Raw genomic sequence first — 18197 nt, forward strand, 5'->3', positions numbered from 1 at the left:
ATATAGCGTCCTTTTTTGTTTACTTAGATTTTATTAACGAACTTTTGCGTCAATATCAACTAAGTCAGTTAAATGACACGTTTCACCACTGTGAGTTTTAATGCCGTGCTCACCAAAGTAATCACGCTGGGCTTGAACTAAGTGCCCATTACTTGGTGTTGTTAGCGTAGCTAAGTAGGTTTGTGTTGCACTAAGCACAGGAAACGCCAGACCCGTCATAACGGCTTGGCCAGTCACTTTACGCATCGCTAATGACTCTTTTTCAAGCGTGTCAATAAACTCAACGCCTTGCGCTACACTATCAAGGTAATCAGCACGGATAATACACCCTGCACGCCATGTTTGTAGCGTTTTCGCTAAATCAACTTTCCATTGATGAGTTCGTGAAGCGCCTTTAATTAATGCAAGTCCTTGACGGTATGCCAACAGGCTCGCAAGGGTAAATGCATCTTTAAGCTCGTCTAAATCAATATCTACTTGCGTGGTATTTTGTGCGCTGTACGTCATTTCTTGTGCGGCAGTGGTATTACACGCATTGGTTAAATGACGAGCTTGTACAGCAGCCACTAGCGACGGTACCGCAATACCTAATTCAAGGGCGTTTTGTGCTGTCCATAAACCGGTGCCTTTTGCGCCTACTTTATTGTCAATTAAATCTACAAGCGGAATATTATTCGAATTTTCAAGTGATAAAATATGGCTTGAAATTGACAGTAAATAGCTATTTAGCTGCCCTTGAGACCATTCGTTAAATATCTCTGCAATTTCTTTAGGTGAGCGATTAGTGCCGTGACGAAGTAGCTGATACACTTCAGCAATCAGTTGCATGAGTGCGTATTCAATTCCATTGTGAACCATTTTTACAAAATGGCCGCTGGCTGACTGGCCCACACGCGCAAAACACGACTCGCCTTTATAGCTTGCAGCAACCTTTGTAAACCATGGCTCGACACGCTCCCAGCCACCTTCAGAACCACTGGCCATCATAGCTGGACCGTGACGTGCACCCTCGGCACCGCCTGAAATACCCATAGTGGCAAATTCAAACTTATCTTGGTATTTGAGCTTACGGTTAATACCGTCTTTGTAATTACTGTTGCCACAATCAACAATAATGTCACTACACTGAACACCCGCTTCAATAAGCTCGTTGCAAACCGCATCAACTAACTCACCAGCAGGCACAAGTAATAAAATAGAACGCGGTGCTTCTAAACGCCTAACCATATCCCCTAGATCAGAGACAATGTGAAGTTTATCAGCCATGCCTTGTGATTTAGCACAACTTAGTAATTCTTCACCCGCATTTGGGTTTTTGTCATAAGCGACAAGCGTTATCCCTTTTTCAATCAAGTTCAGGGCAAGATTTTTCCCCATAACGCCTAACCCTACTAATGCAACTTGCATTTAGTGCCCTCCTCGGTAACAACTATTTGGTTAGTAAATTAAAATAATACCGCGTGCATTATACTCAGACCGCAGCCATGAGCAAAGCTACATGCATTTATTACAGTTAAAATAAACGCCGCAATTATATCAAAAAACCGCTCTCTCAGGGCAAGAAATAGCAGTGCTATTTAAATTTTTAGATCATTGACGCCCTGTGACACCGGTGTCATAATGATGACATATTCATTTTGTATATAATAGTCGCAATGTTATAAAAATTGCATAAAACTAAAGATTGCTCTTTATTAGTAATCGCTAAAAATAAAATAACCGTCAACTTGCTTAAAAAAAGCACACAGGAGAATTTAATGTTAAGACGTACAAAAATAGTCGCGACACTTGGACCTGCAACAGATAGAGATAATAACTTAGAAAAAATTATTCGTGCAGGCGCAAATGTCGTTCGATTAAATTTCTCACACGGTGTTGCACAAGATCACAAAAACCGTGCACAAGCTGTTCGAGATATTGCAACTAAACTTGGTAAGCACATCGCGATTCTCGCTGACTTACAAGGCCCAAAAATTCGCGTTTCAACCTTCAAAGAAGGCAAAGTGACCTTATCTGTTGGTGCAAAATTTATTCTTGATGCCAAAATGGAAAAAGGCCAAGGCGATATTAACGCCGTCGGTATTGACTACAAAGAGCTACCACAAGATGTTGCCCCTGGTGATTTATTGCTATTAAACGATGGCTTAATTCAACTTACTGTAGAAAGTGTTGAAGGTCACTTAGTTCACACCATTGTGACTGTTGGCGGCGTCCTTTCTAATAATAAAGGGATTAACCGTTTAGGTGGTGGCTTAACGGCACCTGCATTTACGGAAAAGGATAAGGAAGATTTAATCACTGCTGCTGAAATTGGTGTTGATTACATTGCGGTTTCTTTTCCTCGCAGTGGCGATGATATGCGTTATGTACGTTCATTAGCGGAGGCTGCAGGCTCTAATGCACAGCTTTTAGCTAAAATTGAGCGTGCTGAAGCAGTAGAAACACAAGAAGCAGTTGATGACATTATTTTAGCGTCTGACGCTGTTATGGTTGCCCGTGGCGACTTAGGTGTTGAAATTGGTGATGCTGCACTGATGGGTAAACAAAAACTTATTATTCGTCGTGCTCGTTCATTAAATCGTACCGTAGTAACCGCTACGCAAATGATGGAATCGATGATCGATAACCCTATGCCAACACGCGCAGAAGTTATGGATGTTGCCAATGCAGTACTTGATGGCACAGATGCAGTGATGCTTTCTGCTGAAACAGCCGCGGGTGATTACCCGGAAGAAACCGTTGCGACTATGGCGCGTGTTTGTTTAGGTGCTGAATCGCAAAAAGAAACACACGTTTCTAAACATCGTTTAGACAGCCGTTTTTCTTCTAATGCCGAATCAATTGCCTTATCAGCTATGTATGCAGCTAACCACTTAGACTCTGTTAAAGCGATTATCACGCTTACTGAGTCAGGTAGCACGGCAAAATTGATGTCGCGTATTAGCTCTGGACTGCCTATTTATTCACTTTCACGTCATGCTAGTACATTAGGTCAAACAGCACTATATCGTGGTGTTTACCCTGTATTTTTTGACTCTACAAAATGCGAAAAAGATAGCATGGTTAAAGATGCATTAAGCACACTCGTAGCCGCAGGCTCTTTACAAGCAGGCGATACCGTGATCATTACCCACGGTGATGCGATGGAAACGATTGGTGCAACCAACACGATGAAAATAGTCACGGTTTCGTAATCGTAACACGCATAAAAAACGCGAGCTAAAAGCTCGCGTTTTTTATGCTATTTATTAAAGTTAGCTAGCTAATGCTGCTTTTACTTTATCACGGTAACTTCTACTTACTTTAAGCTCTTGCCCGTTATCTAACACTAATAAATATTCACCACTAACCTGAGTTACCAGCTTGCTAATTTGTTTGGTGTTAACAATCGCGCTGCGATGAACACGTACAAATAGGCTTGGATCCAATTCTTGTTCAAGCTCTTTCATAGTTTTACGTAATATATGCGTTTGCCCATCTTGGCAATGCAGACACATGTAATCACCTGCCGCATCTACCCATTGTATAGTAGCAACAGGTACTCTGACAATTTCCCCCTGCTCTTTTACAGCCAATGATTCAGGATAGCGACGATCAGTTAAAGTATCGCCAGTGGCTAATTTCTTTAGAATTTCTTCGCAGTTATTACCTGTTATCCCTGCTACGAAACTCGCTAGTTTTTTCTTATGGGCGTTATCCTGCTGAGTTTTTAAATAGGTATGCACTTTTTCTACCGCCTGTTTTAATCTGTTATCATCAACGGGTTTTAAAATGTAATCTAAAGCATGAATTTCAAATGCTTTAACAGCAAAGTGATCAAACGCCGTAACAAACACAATGGCAGGTAAATCTTTACTGCTTTCACTTAAAGCACGTGCGACTTCAAAACCGTTCATACCAGGCATTTGAATATCAAGAAAGACAAGATCAATTTTTTCGTTTTTACAACTTTCAATCGCATCAAAACCTGAGCTACACAGTTTGATCACTTCAATATCAGAAAACTCTTCAAGCCTGACGGCTAAACCTTTACGTGCTAATGGTTCATCATCAACAATAAGCGTTTTTATTCTTGTCATTTCTTCACAGCCTTCTCAAACGGGACACGCAGATTAACTTTTAATCCACTTGGCGTATTATGTGATAATACAAACGAGTAATTATTTTCGTAGAGCGTTTTTAATCTGTCTCGGGTGTTTGCCACCCCTACGCCTTGTGCATTAACTAACTGACCATTTTCAATATCAGTGCCAGGCCCATTATCGCCCACTTCAAGTAATAATTCATTAGCAAAAACTTGCGCTTTTATATCAATAACACCACCTTCTGACATATGGGCAATGGCGTACTTAATGGCATTTTCGATGATCGGTTGTAATATTAAGCTTGGCACTAATGCTTGTTTGGCCTGCTCACTCACGTCCACATTAACTTGTAAGCGCTCATCAAAACGTACACGTTCAATTTCTAAATAGAGCATTAATGCATGTAACTCTTGCTCCAGCGGCACTTTTTTAATTGGATCAGTATTAAGCGTATAGCGTAAAAAGTCACTCAATTTAGATACCATCAAGTTAGCATCTTTATTTTCTTTTACCAAAACTAAGGTTGATATTGCATTGAGCGTATTAAACAAAAAATGAGGATTTAGCTGGTATCTAAGCATTTTTAACTGCGCTTCGTGCGCCATTGTGGTCGCTTTTAAGGCTTTTTGACGTTCACTTTGTAATAACTGGTAATACTTAACACCAAAGTACAAACCACTCCAACACAAAATAATATAAACAGAATCAAGTCCTTGTTGTAAATAATAAAACCATTCTTCAGGACGGTATCCGTGGCGATAAATTTCCCACAGGTTAAACTTTTGCACCACGGCCCATAATGTACCGGTTATATAAGAGGCGCCAAATACAACAATAATTAATACCCAAGGTGAGGCATTCCAAATTTTGCGATAAATATAACGCAGAGGCACAGTCATTAAACAGCCCGCATAGGCGTTTAGTAAAATAACGAATACGTAAATATCACGCATTTCGAATACTTTAGAACCAATGTAGTTAACTAACGCATAACCTATCCAGCCTGCAATTTGCAAAAGCCAGAAAAAACGTTGCCTGTTATCAATTAAAGACTGCCAATTCAAAATTAATTATTACCTTGTAAATTTGTCACTATTATATCGATTTATCGTCAGGTATAGCACTACCAACTGTCTTACTTTTTAATAGCCCTATCGCAAACAATAAATTAAATAAATACAGGATGGATGTTCAGTTCTGGTTTAGTTGTTACATTAGTTGTTACATTAGACAAACTAAAACTCGTGTTGCAATTACCCCTGGCGGATGGTTTAAAACGCATAAAAAAAGCGAAAGGCATCCACCTTTCGCTTATCAATGTTTACTTTTATTTTTTAAGCAAGCTTATCTGAAGCAACTTTATAAGTCGGATCTTCAATTACGTTCACTTCAACTAAGTCACGTGCTTTATGAAGTAGTTCTGTACAGTCTTTACTTAAGTGACGCAAGTGCAGCTTTTTACCCGCTTTATTGTATTTGTCAGCTAAACTGTCGATGGCCTCAATCGCACTATGATCCGCAACGCGGCTGTATTTAAACTCAACAATCACATCTTTAGGGTCGTTCTTAACATCAAATAAATCAGCAAAGTTTTTAACCGAACCAAAAAATAAAGGCCCATGTAGCTCGTACACTTTTGAACCTTCTTTATCAATATAGTTAGTTGTGTAAATATGTTTTGCATGCTGCCATGCAAACACTAACGCAGAGACAATAACACCTACACACACCGCAATCGCAAGGTCGGTAATAACCGTTACACCCGAAACTAATACAATTACAAAAGCATCAGATAAAGGCACACGTTTCATCATTTTGAAACTCGCCCATTCAAATGTACCCAGTACCACCATAAACATAACCCCAACTAATGCGGCCAGTGGAATCATTTCGATTAAGCTTGAAGCGAAGATAATAAATGCCAGTAACATCAATGCGGCACTAATACCTGATAAACGCGAACGTCCACCTGAATTAATATTGATCATGGATTGGCCAATCATGGCACAGCCACCCATTGCACCAAAAAAGCCACATGTGACGTTGGCCGCACCTTGGCCAATACATTCTTTATTAGAATGGCCACGGGTTTCTGTAATTTCGTCAATCAAGCTTAGCGTTAACAGCGATTCAATTAAGCCAATTGCTGCTAAAATAAGCGCATATGGAAAGATAATTTGTAGTGTTTCTAAATTAAAAGGCACCATAGGAATATGAAACTTTGGTAAGCCACCGGCAATGGTTGCAGCTTCATTTCCTGTCATGCCTTTTAAGAAATCAAGTACCGTACGTGCTTCTAAATCAAGACCAATCACTAAACCCGTTACAGTAACAATAGCAACCAGTGATGAAGGCACCGCGGTAGTTAATTTTGGTAAAAAATGAATAATTGCCATCGTTAGCGCCACTAAACCTAACATGATGTAAAGCGCACTGCCCGTCATCCACATTTGGCCGCCAGCACCATCAGGCACTTTAAACTGTCCAAGCTGGGCTAAAAATATAACAATCGCTAAACCGTTAACGAAACCGAGCATAACAGGATGTGGAACCATACGAATAAATTTACCGAGCTTAAATACCCCAGCCAATATTTGTAGTAGCCCCATCAGCAACACAGTGGCAAATAGGTATTCCACTCCGTGATCAAGTACTAAACTTACCATCACAACCGCTAATGCACCGGTTGCACCCGAAATCATACCCGGACGACCACCAAAAATAGCCGTAATTAAGCCCACAATAAATGCAGCGTATAAACCAATAAGAGGTTCTACATTTGCAACAAAGGCAAATGCAACAGCTTCTGGGATCAAGGCAAGTGCCACTGTCAATCCAGAGAGAATATCGTTTTTAGCAGAGCTTGGCGCTCTGCTGAGTAAGTTAAACATTGAGTTCCTCAGTTTTATTTCGCTAACAAAAAAAGCGCTAGATTTTATCGAATTAGCGCTCATTTCACAATTATAGTTAATTCAGCCTGTGTGTTTTTAGCTGCTTAGTAAAGTTTAAAGTGGCAGTGCTGTGCTTCGTTTAACACACGTCATGGTCACATTAGAATGAACCTCTTGTACATATTCTAAGCTAAGCAAGTTATCGCGTACAAAGTGCTCATAACCTTCTATGCCTTGAGAAATAATACGCAACATAAAGTCCATAGTGCCAGCCATGGTGTAACATTCAGTCACTTCATCATAGCTAAGTATTAATTTTTCAAACTCAGCTAAATTCTTTTTACCATGGTTTGATAAACGTACATGGGCGTAAACCAACATATCAAAGCCCAGCTTTTTTTCATCAAGCAATGCGACTTTACTTTTGATATAGCCATCTTGTTCTAATTTAGCAATACGACGCCAACAAGGAGACTGAGAAAGTCCGACTTTGTCTGCAATCTCAGCAGTTGATAAACTTGCATCTTGTTGTAAAAGTGCCAATATTTGGCGATCTACGTGATTTAGAGACATTTTATTTCTTATTTATCTAATAAATTGGTTAAATTATACAGCCTTTTTAAAAAGCAGTCTGCTTATTTTTAACAAATATGCACATCAACCAAACTGGCCACTTACAAATGGGTTAGTAGCCTGTTCATGAGCAACATGGGTGTTGTTACCATGACCACTTAAAATTGCAGTGTTCGGTGGTAATGTCATGATATGTTGCACTATAGAGTCGATTAGCTGCTTGCTGTCGCCTCTAGGAAAGTCGGTACGCCCTATTGAACCTTTGAAAATAACATCCCCGACGATAACCGTATTGTGTGCTTGTTGATAAAACACAACATGCCCTGGTGTATGCCCTGGGCAATGAAGTACTTTAAATTCAAGCAGCCCAACCTTGATACTATCACCATGAGCTAACCATTCATCAGGATAGAAGGAATTGATCGGTTTAAAGCCAAACATAGTGGCTTGCATCGGTAAATTGTCGAACCAAAAACGTTCATCCTCATGAGGTCCAATCATTTTTACCTTGTGTTGCTCGCGTAAATTATGCGCAGCGCCCACATGATCTAAATGCCCATGGGTTAACCAAATCGCTGCCAATGATAAATTATGCTGCTTAAGTGCTGCATTAATTTTGTCAGCATCACCGCCAGGGTCAACCACGACAGCTTGCTGGGTTTGTTCACATACTATAATGCGGCAATTTTGCATAAACGGGGTTACGGGAATAGTGATTATTTTCATCTTATATTTCTTTATCTTTTTGCGCTGGAATAACTATATTCTCTTCGTATGACATTAAAATTGGGTATTTTAAATAAGCTTGATCATAAAATGGGCTATGCTCATATAACCAATTTAAACGTGCATCAGCGTTCTTAGCAAAGTCTTTATCCTGGTTTACTTTTTTATCAAATTCTTGGGCTAATTTTGGGTCATCAGCAAGCATTTTTTCAGCAAACGGTATCAAAGCATAATTTTCCATATATTCAGTGCGCTGAAAAATACTATTAAACTCCCCCCAAGCAAAAAATGAATCTGGTGCCTCAGGATGTAGCAAGTGGACAGCTAACTCTCCTACCTTTTGCTGTGTACTCACTTCAAACCAACCATCTAAATCCACATTTGTAGCTGGTACATAATCAAAACTAGCCGACACTCTAAAACGCCCTTCAAATGGCGCTTTATCAAAACTATATTGCGCTACTTTTGCCATTTTTAATGGCTGAGTGTTGGCACCACTGAGCTTATTAACTGACACCCCATGCAGGACTAATTTCTCAATAATATCGGTGTAAACAGGTGGAATAAAAAATGATTTTGGTACTTCAACCCTGTGCTGCACCTCTTTTTGCCAAAAAATAGGCAGCTTGTCATAATCTTGTTTTTTACCCAAATAGCTTACTTCTTGTTGATTTGACAATGGGCTCAGGCTTTTAGAATAAGCAATACCTTTAAACGCGATATGATCAGGCTGCTCAGAGTAACCACGCTTAACAATTAATTGCTTAGGAACAAATTCTTGTTCTTTTTTTACTGCATTAGCGAGTTTATCTTTATGCGCTGATAATGCTTCAATAGCACCATCTATAAACACATAAGTCCCTAACACGCGTTGTTTGTATGGCTTTAAAGAATGGTTTTCAACTAAAATGGTAGGCAATGACTTTAAATCACCCCACCCGTTTGAAAACCGCGGTGTGGCAACCCAACCGGCCAGCCCCGATTTAAATTCTTGCTTATCCATAACGAACACTAAAGGGCCCGGAATATGGCCTTGCTCAGCGAGAGTTTGATCAATCACTGGTTTAAAATAACGGTTAAGCGCATCTGAAATGGCAGGCGACTCGCTAGCAAATACTGGGTTATAGCCGTAGGTGACATCGTATTGGTAATCAGCCCCATCAGTCACATGTACGTCTATATATAAATTCGGATTATAATCGTTAATGACTGCAAGTACGCTTTTAACCTCGGGGGTATCTAATTTAGTGAAATCACGATTTAAATTAAGATTATTTGCGTTTGTTCTAAAACCCATTTTGACAGGGCCACGCTGATTAATACGATTAAACGCACTACTACGCTCGTGACCATCAACGTTTAATATTGGAATAAATAAAATGTTTACCTTTTTTAATATATCGCGTCGTTTACCCGTAGCAATATCTCTAAGCAACATAAACATTGCATCTTTACCATCAATCTCACCAGCGTGAATACCAGCCTGAATAAGCACGGTTGGTTTGGTGCTATTGGCCATTTGCCCCGCATTAAAAAAACCTTGTTCGCTGGCAATCAACATTTTTATTGCTCGTTTACTATTACTATAGCCAATCGTTTTTGATTTAAATTGAGTGGGATTCGCCGCTACCAACCTACCAACAAATGCCATGGTATCAGCATAATTAGGAGACGAGACACCCGCAGAAATTTCAAAGTCTGTGGTTAAAGGTCCCTGTTGTTGTAATAGTGAGGTACTACTACCTTCCCATGGTAATAATGGCGGTAAATGATCGCTATTTGCCATACTTGCAGATAAAACCAATAAACTTATAAACATATACTTCTCTAGCAAACGCATTAATTAAAGAAATTATAGCAATTAAAGCTTTTTAGATGCCAAAACTGCGGTGGTTCAACAAAAAAATGCAGCCAACTGCAGTTCCCTTTGATTATTTGCTCAAGTACTGATAAAAACATAATTAATATCAACCTTAAGAGCAACAATGAACATGCCTAAAATTCTGGTTTAGCTAATTTAAGTTAAATGGATACACGGCACTAAAAGGTATGACATAGCTAAAACAGTAAATTACAGGCACAAAAAAAGGAGCCATGGGCTCCTTTTCATTACTTATACAAAAACTTAAGCTGCCGCTAGGCCTTCTTTTGCTTTTGCTACAAGCGCTGCGAATGCAACTTGGTCGTAAACAGCGATATCTGCAAGGATCTTACGATCGATTTCTACAGATGTCTTTTTAAGACCATTGATAAAACGGCTGTAAGACAGACCATTTTGACGTGAAGCAGCATTGATACGTGCAATCCATAGTTGACGGAAAGTACGTTTCTTAGCACGGCGGTCACGGTAAGCGTATTGACCCGCTTTAGTAACAGCCTGGAAAGCTACGCGGTAAACACGTGAACGTGCTCCGTAGTAACCTTTCGCTTGTTTTAAAACTTTTTTGTGACGTGCACGTGCGACAACGCCGCGTTTAACTCTTGCCATTTCTAAAAACCCCTATTAAGCGAATGGTAACATACGTGAAACTAGACCATGGTCATTTTTATGAACCATCATCTTAGGACGTAGGTGTAACTTACGCTTAGAAGTTTTCTTAGTCAGAATGTGACGAAGATGCGCTTGTTTACGCTTGAAACCGCCAGAAGCAGTCTTTTTGAAACGCTTAGCTGCGCCTCTGTGACTTTTTAGCTTGTAAGCCATTGCAATAACTCCAATTGTATTGCTTAAAATTTAGTAAGAAGGCGTGAGATATATTGCTATAGCTCCACTTTAAAGGCCTAACTTACTGCTATGTTCCGGTGAAAACCCGATATAAATACCGCAATTTTACTTTAAAACCGGTTAACTCAGGTGGACATTTTCACACCACTTGCAAACCTGAGCTAAATTCGGTGCGTATTATCGCCTAATTATTACTTTTTAGCAACCGGTGCCATCATCATAACCATTTGACGACCTTCAACACGATTTGGGAAAGACTCAACAACTGCTAACTCTTCTAAATCGGTTTTAATACGGTTTAATAATTCGATACCAATTTCTTGGTGAGCCATTTCACGACCACGGAAGCGGATAGTTATCTTAGCTTTATCGCCAGCTTCTAAGAACTTACGTAAGTTGCGCAGCTTAACCTGATAATCGCCTTCATCCGTTCCCGGACGGAATTTGATTTCTTTAATCTGGATTTGCTTTTGCTTTTTCTTCTGCTCTTTTAGTTCTTTGCTTTTTTCAAAGATGAACTTACCGTAGTCCATAACCTTACAAACAGGCGGCTCAGCGTTTGGACTGATCTCTACAAGATCAACACCCGCTGCATCAGCCATAGCTTGCGCGTCTTTTAATGACTGAATTCCAGCTTGTTCGCCGTCGATGTCGATTAAACGAACTTCTAGCGCTGTAATTTCTTCGTTAATACGATTTTTTTGAGCTGTTTGTTGCCCTTTCTTGCCGCCTCTAATGGTACGTTCCTCCAAGAATATCAATAATATAAGCGTGTAGTTGGCCGTTTGTGATTGCCCTACACGCTCGATTTTTACTGTCGATTTTTGATTTCTTCACTGATTTTAGCGATAAAATCATCGACATTAAATTTGCCTAGGTCTTCACCTGTGCGAGTTCGTACTGCTACTTGCTGTTGTTCAACTTCTTTATCGCCAACAACCAGTAAGTAAGGAATACGCTTAAGTGTATGTTCTCGGATTTTAAAGCCAATCTTCTCATTTCTCAAGTCAGCAGCGGCTCTAATTCCAAGTTTATTTAATTTTTGTACAATTTCCTGCACATAAGGTGCTTGTTTATCGGTGATATTCATAATCACCACTTGCTTAGGCGCAAGCCACGTTGGGAATAAACCAGCGTACTCTTCTGTTAAAATACCGATAAAACGCTCAATAGACCCTAAAATAGCGCGGTGTATCATAACAGGTGTGCGACGTTCGTTATTTTCAGCTACATAAGTAGCGCCCAAACGACCCGGTAATGCAAAATCTAGTTGCACTGTACCACACTGCCACGCTCTGTCTAAGCAATCGTACAAAGTAAATTCAATTTTAGGGCCATAAAACGCCCCTTCACCTGGTAAATAATCAAATTCAATGTCATTTGCTTTAAGTGCGTCAGCAAGTGCAAGCTCTGCTTTGTCCCACATTTCATCTTCGCCAATACGTTGCTCTGGGCGAGTTGAAAGTTTAACAACAATTTTTTCGAAACCAAATGTTTCATAGGTATCGTAAACCATTTTAATACAGGCCGATACTTCATCCATGATTTGCTCTTCTGTACAAAATACATGAGCATCATCTTGGGTAAAGCCGCGTACACGCATTAAGCCATGAAGCGCGCCTGATGGTTCATTACGGTGACAACAACCAAACTCTGCCATACGTAGTGGTAAGTCACGGTACGATTTTAAACCTTGGTTGAAAATTTGTACGTGGCCTGGGCAATTCATTGGTTTAATTGCGTATTCACGCTTTTCAGATTCAGTGGTAAACATTGCCTCTGAATATTTTTCCCAATGCCCTGATTTTTCCCACAAAGAGCGATCCATCATCATTGGACCTTTCACTTCTTCGTATTGGTACTCACGTAATTTTTCACGCACAAAGTCTTCTAGCTCGCGGTAAATGCTCCAACCATCGTTGTGCCAAAATACCATACCTGGCGCTTCTTCTTGCCAGTGCCATAAATCGAGTGCTTTACCGATACGACGGTGATCGCGCTTCTCAGCCTCTTCTAAACGCTTTAAATACGCTTTAAGTTGCTTTTTATCGCCCCATGCTGTGCCGTAAATACGCTGTAGCATTTTGTTTTCACTATCACCGCGCCAGTATGCGCCGGCCACTTTCATAATTTTGAAGTTTTGACAAAATTTCATGTTTGGCACATGAGGACCACGACACATATCGATGTATTCTTCGTGATGATATAAACCTGGACGGTCATCTTGTGCGATATTTTCGTCTAGTATTTCAATTTTGTATGTTTCGCCACGCGCTGCAAAAGTGTCGCGCGCTTCTTGCCAGCTAACGGTTTTTTTCACTACGTCGTAGTTTGTTTTTGCAAGCTGTAGCATACGTTTTTCAATGGCATCAAGATCATCTTGAGATAACGAATGTTCCATATCAATATCGTAGTAAAAACCGTTATCAATTGTTGGACCAATCGCCATTTTTGCATCAGGGAAAAGTTGTTTAACAGCATGACCAATTAAGTGCGCACACGAGTGGCGAATAATCTCTAGGCCATCGTCGTCTTTTACGGTAATGATCTCAAGACGAGAATCGTCACTAATTAAATCACACGCATCTACGCGTTCGCCATTAACACGACCCGCAATGGTGGCTTTAGCAAGACCAGGGCCTATATCGTTTGCTACATCAAGAGTGCTTACAGGGTTTTCAAAACTACGCTGACTACCGTCAGGAAGAGTAATAACTGGCATTATAAATCCTTACATACAGTGGTGACACCTACAATGTATCACGTGTATTTTTAATTAATTAAATGAGAATGACTCGACAACGCTTTTACGAATAAGCATTGACTATTTTTCGCCGTAAATGGCTAATGTAGATGCTGAGTCTGCTCAACTACAAGAAAGTTATTGTCGCGTGCTGCAGCATTAATTACAAGTTTTAAGCTATTAAAAACCACCCAATTTTACCATAAAAGTGCAATTAATAACGTTTAATAAGAGTCTGTTGAGTTTTCAGTATTAGGATTTGTTTAATCTAGGGGCGATTTAGTTAAAGCCCGGGAGCTATCACCTGGTGCTAAGTAAAAATTGAGCAACGCTCACACCTGTTTAAAGTAAACAAACCATAGCGCTGTCTTAGCTAAAAAAAGGAGGGCTGCACATTTAGCCGCAAAGATAAACAGACCTTGTTACATCAAAATGACGAATGGACGTTAAGCGCAAACAAAAACACCACTGTAAGTGCTTAAACTCGCATTTTAATGCGTGTTGCGTATAATAACGGGTAATTAAGTTATAGTAGAGATTAGCAATGAGAACATGTGGTGTAGAAATTACCGGTAGTGATGTACTACTTTGTATTTTAAGTAAAGATAATGACGTTTTTGATATTCGTGACGTGCGCCAAACACGCTTTACCTTAGGTAACGGTAACGACACTGAAATAATGCGTAAATTTCAATTTGATTTTGCAAAGCTGATGCAAGATTACCAAATTGATTCTGTTGCCATTCGCGAACGCCAGCCTAAAGGTAAATTTGCAGGTAGCGCTAAAGGGTTCAAAATGGAAACGGCTATTCAATTAATCGACAACCTCGATGTTCGCGTGTTTTCAACCACCGAAATAAAAGAGCAAGTAAAACGCAACCCAATCCCTATCGCGTTCGAAGACACTGGTCTTAAAAAATATCAAGAAAATGCATTCGTTAATGCTTACGTTTATATCATGAAAAAAACCTACCGCAGCGACGAAATGTAATACCAATTGCATCCATGTAAAAACGCGTAATAGCTCAATATTACGCGTTTTTTTATGTCTAAATTTTCAAATAAAAGTGTAAGACATTAGTCTAACCCTCTTCCCTTTGTCGACAATTCATGTTTATTTAATCAACAAGCCTTGGATAGATAAAAACATGGAGAATGTCATGAAAGCGACACAAACAGTGCATAAAGAAGTAGAACAAATAAACACTATACCGCTATCAAATAGTTATTTTAAGGGGATTCAAAGCACACCGCTAATAGAGCAAACTATTGGAGAATACCTTGATTCAATTGTCGACAATAACCCAGAGGCATTGGCAGTTGTTGTTGCTCACCAAAATATTCGCTTAAACTATAAGGAGTTTCAGCAGCAGATTAATCAACTTGCTATGGGGTTGTTGGCATTAGGGGTTAAATCAGGTGACAGGGTCGGTATTTGGTCACCGAACAATATACAATGGTGCTTAACTCAATTTGCCACGGCCAAAATCGGCGCAATCATGGTGTGTATTAACCCAGCTTACCGCCCAAATGAACTGCAATATGCGCTTAATAGTGTTGAATGCTCTACACTTATTACTGCCACAGCGTTTAAGGGCAGTCACTACGTTAATATGCTACAAAGTTTAGCCCCAGAGCTAAATAGTTGCCAAAAAGGGGAATTAAAAGCCGCTCAGCTTCCTTCATTAAAAAATGTAATTTGTATAGGTGATGAGCCAGTAAATGGTATGTTTTCGTTTAATGAAGTACTCGCCATGCCCTCAGATGCCCACCAGTTAGAACTTCAAGCGGTGGCTAAAACCCTAAACTGTAATCAAGACATTAATATTCAGTTTACCTCTGGCACCACAGGAAACCCTAAAGGGGCTACGCTAACGCATAAAAACATTCTTAATAATGCACTGCTTGTTGCCCAAGCAATGCATTTTACTGAACATGATAAGCTGTGTATCCCTGTACCGCTTTATCATTGCTTTGGCATGGTTTTAGGCAGCTTATTGTGCGTAAGTAAAGGCGCTGCAGCTATTTATCCAAGTGATTCTTTCGATCCAAAAACCACATTAGAGGTGGTACAACAAGAAAAATGTACCGGGCTTCATGGCGTGCCTACCATGTTTATAAGCGAATTAGAGCTTAATAACTTTAGTGATTATGATTTAAGTACATTACGAACCGGCGTTATGGCAGGCTCAACCTGCCCCGAACAAGTTATGCGTAAAGTACAAACACTCATGAATATGAACCAAGTCGTTATAGCCTATGGACAAACAGAGTGTAGCCCAATCAACAATATCACTGAAACCGACTCATCAATTGAGCGTCAAGTCACCACAGTAGGACGAGCGCTTGCGCACACTGAAGTAAAAATTATTGATGAACTGGGTGAAATTCAAAAAATAGGCCAGCCTGGTGAAGTTTGTAGCCGTGGAGCTGGCATTATGCGTTGCTATTGGAATGATGAAGAAAAAACCAAAGCCACTATCGATGATCAAGGTTGGTTACATTCAGGCGATTTAGGGGTAATGGACAGTGAAGGCTTTGTTAGTATTGTTGGCAGAATTAAAGACATGATTATTCGCGGTGGTGAAAATATATATCCCCGTGAGATTGAGGAGGTTTTATACACCTACCCGGGTATACAAGACGCCTCTATTTTTGGCATTAGTGATGAAAAGTTTGGCGAAGAAGTGTGTGCCTGGATCCAGCCTAAAGAAGGTGAAGTACTTGATGAGCAAGCAATTCGATTATTTTTAAAAGACAAACTCGCCTACTTTAAACAGCCTAAATACATTCGCTTTGTTGAAAATTACCCGATGACGGTAACCGGCAAATTGCAAAAATTTAAAATGCGCGAACAAATGCAAGAAGAGCTCGCCGAGTCAGCATTTTCGTAATAATTAACGGCTACTTTATTACAATGCAACGATTAAGCGTTGCATTGTATTTTATTATAAATTATCGAGCTAAGACTCAATTAAGTCTGATAGTTAAAGATGTGCCAATTATGGGCAAAAAATGAATTTGAAAGATTGTTGGGTGGCGCCTTCGGCTTAACCAACCTACATTTTGACGTAGGTCGGATAAGTGCCAATTGCGGAAATGGATAACGCCCGCCTAATGCGCCTTACACTGGTGGGCTTTTTTGCATTGTTTGCTAAAAGTGTGGCAGCTGGCAATGTCGGATTTAGATGCTTGTTAGCAATACATTCTGTTGCGGCTAACCTGCCACCTTAGACAAGAACATGAAAAAGCCACCCAGCAAAATAATTGCAATGATGACTATAGCTGTGAGCGTCTTCGACTGAAACATTGATTCAATTAAACCAACTTCAGTTTGCATTTTAATTAGGTCTTTTGGCTCAACACCTTCTTTAATGCGAGGGTTATTTGTTTCGTTATTCATTGGCAACTCCACATGCGAAATATTCATGTATTACTAACGCCGCGTGAAGCGGACTAAAATTGTGGGTTAAAATGTGTAGCGAAGCGAAACCCACTGTTTTAGTTACGTTTAAACGCCTTGTTAGCACTCGCCTACCGAAAGTTTTTTCTAATACTATTAATGTAATTTAAATCAGTAGGGCATTGATTTGATGGCATCATTAAGCTTTTGACGCCAAAAACTAAACCTGCGCCAGCTACACCTGCAATTAAAGGAGACATTCCAATAAATGCTGAAATACCTGCGCTTCCGAGACCCGCACCAGCAATACCAGAGAAATCAGCATTAATTACATTTTTTAAATGAGTTGTAACTCGTTTTACACCTGACTCATTTAAAGTTTTATCAATATCTTTTAGCGCCAATTCAATGCGATCCAATTGTGCATTTCTAGCGCGTGGTACATTTCTTGAACTCAAGATATTTTCGTTTACTTCATCCATATGACAACGGAATGCAGTTAATTCATCTTGCCTTTTTTCCTTAAACTCTAAAATGTCTGCTAATGGCGTATCCGCACTTGGAACTGGTAGCATGTCATAAAGTTCAACTTCAACACCAACACTTACATTTTGTTGAGTGTAAAAAGGGATATCAGCAAGTTGTGCGATCGTCCAGCAACCTGGCTCTTCATCTTGATTTTTCCTAAACGCGGCTTCTTGAGCCTGAATGAAGAACTCACCTTGACCCGTGTTTATTGTTCCTTGAAAGCGAACATGAGTGCGTTTTAGTTTTCCTGACTGCTCTAAATAATCAATTTCAGGAGAAGAAACATGAATTAACATATTAGATGGGTAATCTATTTCGTCCCAATACATAAGATACTTTCGTAACTCTATTGGATCAGGAGATCCGCCACAACTGACTCCCCCGTATAAATAGGCTTGAAAGGTGGAGATACTACTATTCCTTTTTTATTCATACAGACCTCAGATTAGAGTGCTAACAGCATATTGAACACCGCTTTGGTGGTTTATAACACACCAAAAGGTGTATATCACATACCCTGATA

General features: G+C 39.8%; 16 protein-coding genes. 3 read left to right on the plus strand and 13 right to left on the minus strand.

The features are described from left to right. Positions 1 to 33: 33 nt before the first annotated feature. The gene (gnd, locus tag CWC30_RS14170; RefSeq protein WP_138627418.1) at positions 34 to 1407 is read right to left on the minus strand and encodes an NADP-dependent phosphogluconate dehydrogenase; all 1374 of its coding nucleotides are present in this window, start codon (positions 1405 to 1407) and stop codon (positions 34 to 36) included. Between the two features lie 350 nt (positions 1408 to 1757). On the opposite strand from gnd, the gene pyk reads away from it, so the two are divergent. Next, positions 1758 to 3194: a pyruvate kinase gene (pyk, locus tag CWC30_RS14175; RefSeq protein WP_036982801.1), complete on the plus strand. Its 1437-nt coding sequence runs from the start codon at positions 1758 to 1760 to the stop codon at positions 3192 to 3194. Between the two features lie 60 nt (positions 3195 to 3254). Here pyk and CWC30_RS14180 read toward each other — a convergent pair whose 3' ends face one another. The 10 genes from CWC30_RS14180 to thrS all read right to left on the minus strand — a co-directional run bounded on the left by CWC30_RS14180 (position 3255) and on the right by thrS (position 13722). Continuing rightward, entirely contained in the window at positions 3255 to 4079 is an 825-nt protein-coding gene (locus CWC30_RS14180; RefSeq protein WP_008110464.1) for a LytR/AlgR family response regulator transcription factor, read from the minus strand. Beyond that, positions 4076 to 5149, minus strand: coding sequence for a sensor histidine kinase (locus tag CWC30_RS14185; RefSeq protein WP_008110465.1), 1074 nt, complete (start codon positions 5147 to 5149; stop codon positions 4076 to 4078). Before CWC30_RS14185 ends, CWC30_RS14180 begins: the two co-directional genes overlap by 4 nt. A gap of 270 nt (positions 5150 to 5419) precedes the next feature. Then, positions 5420 to 6976 (minus strand): SulP family inorganic anion transporter, encoded by a 1557-nt coding sequence (locus CWC30_RS14190; RefSeq protein WP_138627419.1) that lies wholly within the window; start codon positions 6974 to 6976, stop codon positions 5420 to 5422. Positions 6977 to 7090: 114 nt separating this feature from the next. After that, positions 7091 to 7549, minus strand: a complete 459-nt coding sequence (locus tag CWC30_RS14195; RefSeq protein WP_008110469.1) for an Lrp/AsnC family transcriptional regulator — start codon at positions 7547 to 7549, stop codon at positions 7091 to 7093. An 84-nt stretch (positions 7550 to 7633) separates the two neighbouring features. Further along, entirely contained in the window at positions 7634 to 8275 is a 642-nt protein-coding gene (locus CWC30_RS14200; RefSeq protein ID WP_036982802.1) for an MBL fold metallo-hydrolase, read from the minus strand. A gap of 1 nt (position 8276) precedes the next feature. Further along, complete coding sequence (locus tag CWC30_RS14205) at positions 8277 to 10094, minus strand: M14 family metallopeptidase (protein ID WP_138627420.1); 1818 nt, start codon at positions 10092 to 10094, stop codon at positions 8277 to 8279. Between the two features lie 306 nt (positions 10095 to 10400). Further along, entirely contained in the window at positions 10401 to 10763 is a 363-nt protein-coding gene (gene rplT, locus CWC30_RS14210) for a 50S ribosomal protein L20 (RefSeq protein WP_008110477.1), read from the minus strand. Between the two features lie 15 nt (positions 10764 to 10778). After that, positions 10779 to 10979: a 50S ribosomal protein L35 gene (gene rpmI / locus CWC30_RS14215; protein ID WP_004587840.1), complete on the minus strand. Its 201-nt coding sequence runs from the start codon at positions 10977 to 10979 to the stop codon at positions 10779 to 10781. A gap of 212 nt (positions 10980 to 11191) precedes the next feature. Beyond that, the gene (gene infC / locus CWC30_RS14220; protein WP_008110479.1) at positions 11192 to 11752 is read right to left on the minus strand and encodes a translation initiation factor IF-3; all 561 of its coding nucleotides are present in this window, start codon (positions 11750 to 11752) and stop codon (positions 11192 to 11194) included. A gap of 59 nt (positions 11753 to 11811) precedes the next feature. Then, positions 11812 to 13722, minus strand: coding sequence for a threonine--tRNA ligase (gene thrS, locus CWC30_RS14225; protein ID WP_069439415.1), 1911 nt, complete (start codon positions 13720 to 13722; stop codon positions 11812 to 11814). Between the two features lie 565 nt (positions 13723 to 14287). On the opposite strand from thrS, the gene CWC30_RS14230 reads away from it, so the two are divergent. Together CWC30_RS14230 and CWC30_RS14235 are read left to right on the plus strand one after the other, a co-directional pair. Next, positions 14288 to 14734: a DUF3010 family protein gene (locus tag CWC30_RS14230; protein ID WP_010389888.1), complete on the plus strand. Its 447-nt coding sequence runs from the start codon at positions 14288 to 14290 to the stop codon at positions 14732 to 14734. Between the two features lie 169 nt (positions 14735 to 14903). Next, the gene (locus tag CWC30_RS14235) at positions 14904 to 16637 is read left to right on the plus strand and encodes an AMP-binding protein (protein ID WP_138627421.1); all 1734 of its coding nucleotides are present in this window, start codon (positions 14904 to 14906) and stop codon (positions 16635 to 16637) included. A gap of 323 nt (positions 16638 to 16960) precedes the next feature. Here the strand turns inward: CWC30_RS14235 and CWC30_RS14240 are convergent, their stop codons facing one another. Together CWC30_RS14240 and CWC30_RS14245 are read right to left on the minus strand one after the other, a co-directional pair. Next, the gene (locus CWC30_RS14240; protein WP_249929878.1) at positions 16961 to 17146 is read right to left on the minus strand and encodes a hypothetical protein; all 186 of its coding nucleotides are present in this window, start codon (positions 17144 to 17146) and stop codon (positions 16961 to 16963) included. A gap of 131 nt (positions 17147 to 17277) precedes the next feature. After that, the gene (locus CWC30_RS14245) at positions 17278 to 18003 is read right to left on the minus strand and encodes a DUF6236 family protein (protein WP_138627422.1); all 726 of its coding nucleotides are present in this window, start codon (positions 18001 to 18003) and stop codon (positions 17278 to 17280) included. Positions 18004 to 18197: the final 194 nt, after the last annotated feature.

Source organism: Pseudoalteromonas sp. S4741, from assembly GCF_005886135.1.
In the GTDB taxonomy this organism is placed as follows: Bacteria; Pseudomonadota; Gammaproteobacteria; order Enterobacterales; family Alteromonadaceae; genus Pseudoalteromonas; species Pseudoalteromonas tetraodonis.

What these genes read in the sequence shown, in the direction of transcription:
- CWC30_RS14245 (WP_138627422.1), bottom strand. Translation starts at nt 18,003, where the DNA reads ATGTATTGGGACGAAATAGATTACCCATCTAATATGTTAATTCATGTT.
- CWC30_RS14195 (WP_008110469.1), bottom strand. Translation starts at nt 7,549, where the DNA reads ATGTCTCTAAATCACGTAGATCGCCAAATATTGGCACTTTTACAACAA.
- rplT (WP_008110477.1), bottom strand. Translation starts at nt 10,763, where the DNA reads ATGGCAAGAGTTAAACGCGGCGTTGTCGCACGTGCACGTCACAAAAAA.
- rpmI (WP_004587840.1), bottom strand. Translation starts at nt 10,979, where the DNA reads ATGGCTTACAAGCTAAAAAGTCACAGAGGCGCAGCTAAGCGTTTCAAA.
- CWC30_RS14190 (WP_138627419.1), bottom strand. Translation starts at nt 6,976, where the DNA reads ATGTTTAACTTACTCAGCAGAGCGCCAAGCTCTGCTAAAAACGATATT.
- thrS (WP_069439415.1), bottom strand. Translation starts at nt 13,722, where the DNA reads ATGCCAGTTATTACTCTTCCTGACGGTAGTCAGCGTAGTTTTGAAAAC.
- CWC30_RS14205 (WP_138627420.1), bottom strand. Translation starts at nt 10,094, where the DNA reads ATGTTTATAAGTTTATTGGTTTTATCTGCAAGTATGGCAAATAGCGAT.
- pyk (WP_036982801.1), top strand. Translation starts at nt 1,758, where the DNA reads ATGTTAAGACGTACAAAAATAGTCGCGACACTTGGACCTGCAACAGAT.
- CWC30_RS14200 (WP_036982802.1), bottom strand. Translation starts at nt 8,275, where the DNA reads ATGAAAATAATCACTATTCCCGTAACCCCGTTTATGCAAAATTGCCGC.
- CWC30_RS14230 (WP_010389888.1), top strand. Translation starts at nt 14,288, where the DNA reads ATGAGAACATGTGGTGTAGAAATTACCGGTAGTGATGTACTACTTTGT.
- CWC30_RS14235 (WP_138627421.1), top strand. Translation starts at nt 14,904, where the DNA reads ATGAAAGCGACACAAACAGTGCATAAAGAAGTAGAACAAATAAACACT.
- CWC30_RS14180 (WP_008110464.1), bottom strand. Translation starts at nt 4,079, where the DNA reads ATGACAAGAATAAAAACGCTTATTGTTGATGATGAACCATTAGCACGT.
- gnd (WP_138627418.1), bottom strand. Translation starts at nt 1,407, where the DNA reads ATGCAAGTTGCATTAGTAGGGTTAGGCGTTATGGGGAAAAATCTTGCC.
- CWC30_RS14240 (WP_249929878.1), bottom strand. Translation starts at nt 17,146, where the DNA reads ATGAATAACGAAACAAATAACCCTCGCATTAAAGAAGGTGTTGAGCCA.